The sequence below is a fragment of the Candidatus Angelobacter sp. genome, from assembly GCA_035607015.1.
Classification (GTDB): Bacteria; Verrucomicrobiota; Verrucomicrobiia; order Limisphaerales; family AV2; genus AV2.
This window is the reverse complement of the sequence record DATNDF010000122.1, coordinates 1-2,344: the sequence shown is the minus strand read 5'-3', so window position 1 is coordinate 2,344 and position 2,344 is coordinate 1. Positions and strand designations below refer to the sequence as shown.

The window sequence follows — 2,344 nt, the reverse complement described above, 5'->3', positions numbered from 1 at the left end:
AAAAGTTTCGGCGTGGCAGCGGATTACCTCGAAATACGCTCCGGGCCGGCTGCGAAAGATCGCGGCGGCGGCGGCGGCGGTGATGGTGATCGTCCTCGGCCTGTTCGGATTCCAGGAATGGCGCCTGATGCGGCTGCGCTCGCAGTGGAAGGCCATCTCACCAAAGGTCAGGGAGCTCGGGGGCATTCAGGACCAAATCCGAAAGTATCGTCCCTGGTTCGACGAATCCTTCCGCTACCTGAGCATCATGCGGGATCTGGCCAACGCGTTTACCGCGGACGGTTCGGTCACGGCGAAGACGCTGACCGTTCGGGATCTGAGCGAAGGGCGGGACGCGACGGAAATGCGCGGGATGAACGCGATCAGTTGCTCCGGCAACGCGGAGAATTACGCGGCGGTGGTGACCACCATCCACAAACTCGGCGCCATTGCCGGAGTGACCAACTTCAACTACCAGATCCGTGGCAAGTCACCGATGCAATTCACTTTTGATTTTCAAATGAGCGGAGGGCCGCGATGAAGACCGGCAACCGGCAGCAGTTATTGGTCGTGGCGACGATCGTGGTCGTGGCTTTGTTCGCCGGCGACAAACTGGTTTATTCGCCGTTAAAGAGCCTCTGGCAGGCGCGGGCTCTGGAAATAAAGCGGCTCCACGGGGATATCGCGCGGGGACTGGCGACGATAAAGAACGAGCAGACAATTCACGGCAATTGGGACCAAATGAAGAGGAACACGCTGCCGAACAATCAATCCGCGGCCCTGGAGAAGATTTCGAAGTCGTTCCATGATTGGGCCGAGGAAAGCGGCGCCAGTCTCAACGGGGTCACGCCGCAGTGGAAGGAAACGGACGAATACAAGACCGTCGTGTGTCGCGTGGACGCCTCCGGAACGCTGTGGATGTTGTGTCGTTTCATTTACGACGTTGAAAAGGATCCGATGGGATTAAAACTGGAATCGGTGGATTTCAGCTCGCGCGACAACACCGGCCAGAAAATGACGCTGGGCTTGCAGGTCAGCGGATTGGTGCTCAACTCTCAGGAACCGTGAATCCGAAAGGCATACAACTCAAATTCTGGCTGGTGGCCGCTCTGGCGCAAGCCATCGTACCGCTGGTGGCGCAGGAGACCAACCGCGTGGACCCGAAGAGTTTTGACGCCTTCAAAATCATCACGGATCGAAACATATTTGACGCGGCTCGCCGCGTCTATGTGCCGGGCGCGGCGTCGAAACCCCGCCCGGTCGTGGATGCTTTTGCGCTCGCCGGCACCATGAGCTATGAAAACGGCTCTTTCGCCGTGTTTGATGGGAACAACGCGGACTATCACAAGGTGATCGGTGCCGGCGGGAAAATAGCGGGCTACTCGGTGGTGGAGATCTCTCACGATTCGGTCAAACTCCTGTCCGATACAAACGTGATGGAATTAAAAGTTGGAATGCAAATGCGCCGCAGCGAGGACGGCAAATGGTCGGCGACGGTTCTGTCGGGGCCGATCTCGTACGCTTCGACCTCTCGCAACGGGAATTCGGATCAATCGAACCGGCGGTTGAGCGCAGACCGAACCATTTTCCGGGGTGGAACGAACGCCACAGGTCAGGCCGCGTCCGGATCGGTTCGGGAGACTTCTGCTGGCGCGGGCGGCCTCAATCCGGATGACGTTCTCGCGCGGCTGATGGCAAACCGGAACCGGGAGACGGGCGCGAACGTGGAACAGCGCGACGAAGGCCCAGCCGTTGAGAACCAGGATGGTTCTGAAGAAAATCAAAACCGTCCCGATCAACCGACCAACAACGTGACGAACGGTTCGCCGGCCAACTCCGCTGGAAACCCTCAGGATGTTCGCAGGAACGCGAACTGATGTAAGCAAGAGAAAGTGACAGATTATGAAAACGACCTGCATCTTCGATTTTCTGGCGTCGAGGAGACCCGACCCGACGAATGACCCGGGTTGGCGACTCCGCGTCACCGGCCGTCCGCTGGTTATTGCGATGGCATTCGTTGGCGTCAGTTTATGCGCCTTCGCGCAGAACGAAACGCCCGCCACAACGAACCAGCGCCCGCAGGCCGCGATAACCGTCGCCGTCGCCGCGGAAGCGCAAACGCAGGCGCAGACTCCCGTGCCGGTGGGGCAGGCAGCTGCAGTTGTGACGAATACGGTGGCATCCGCTGTCGAGGGAGGCGGCACAAACGGTCTCACCCTGAATTTTCGCAACGCACCGATCGATCTCGTGCTGGAGCATCTGAGCAAGGCGGCCGGTTTTATCATCGTGATCGATACGCCGGTGAAAGGTTCAGTGAGCGTGATTGGCCAGGGCCTGACCCGGGACGAGGCCGTCAACCTGTTGA

The 2,344-nt window shown here is 59.1% G+C and carries 4 protein-coding genes; all 4 read left to right on the top strand.

The window, feature by feature from the left end; genetic code table 11:
• Window positions 1-520, top strand: a 520-nt coding sequence (locus VN887_05155; GenBank protein HXT39390.1) for a hypothetical protein, incomplete at its 5' end; no start/stop codon positions are given.
• Complete coding sequence (locus VN887_05150) at window positions 517-1,047, top strand: hypothetical protein (GenBank protein ID HXT39389.1); 531 nt, start codon at window positions 517-519, stop codon at window positions 1,045-1,047. The genes VN887_05155 and VN887_05150, both read left to right, overlap by 4 nt.
• Window positions 1,044-1,856 carry a hypothetical protein gene (locus tag VN887_05145; GenBank protein HXT39388.1) on the top strand — a complete coding sequence of 271 codons (813 nt, stop codon included), beginning with the start codon at window positions 1,044-1,046 and terminating at the stop codon, window positions 1,854-1,856. The genes VN887_05150 and VN887_05145 overlap by 4 nt, the downstream gene beginning before the upstream one ends.
• Window positions 1,857-1,881: 25 nt before the next feature.
• Window positions 1,882-2,344 (top strand): hypothetical protein (locus VN887_05140; protein ID HXT39387.1); only part of this gene is annotated, 463 nt, incomplete at its 3' end.

Bases quoted from the DNA above. Each gene is read 5' to 3' on its own strand.
- VN887_05150 (HXT39389.1), top strand. From the start codon at position 517: ATGAAGACCGGCAACCGGCAGCAGTTATTGGTCGTGGCGACGATCGTG.